We start from the raw sequence: 346 nt of genomic DNA on the forward strand, positions 1-346 counted from the left end.
TGTACCGCGCGCGCAACTTCAAGCAGTGGATGGCGAAGGGCCTGTACCTCGGCACGCTGATGGTCGGGCTCGAGCAGAAGGTGATGGGCGGCAACGTGCCGTGGACGCTGCACCACAAGCACGCGGACCACGAGATGCTGAAGCCGGCGTCGCAATGCCAGCCGATCGAGTATCCGAAGCCGGACGGCAAGCTGACGTTCGACCGGCTGTCGTCGGTGTTCATCTCGAACACGAACCACGAGGAGAACCAGCCGGCACACCTGACGCTGAAGGATGCGAACGTGCCGGTGAACGTGAACCTGCGTACCTACGCGGGGCCGGAGGGGCGCTTCTGCCCGGCGGCCGT

The 346-nt window shown here is 65.3% G+C and carries 1 protein-coding gene; it reads left to right on the plus strand.

The features are described 5' to 3' along the window. A partial coding sequence (locus tag HWX39_RS35880; protein WP_175972162.1) for a 4Fe-4S dicluster domain-containing protein occupies positions 1-346 on the plus strand: 346 nt, incomplete at both ends.

This window comes from Burkholderia sp. BCC0322, from assembly GCF_902833045.1.
Classification (GTDB): Bacteria; Pseudomonadota; Gammaproteobacteria; order Burkholderiales; family Burkholderiaceae; genus Burkholderia.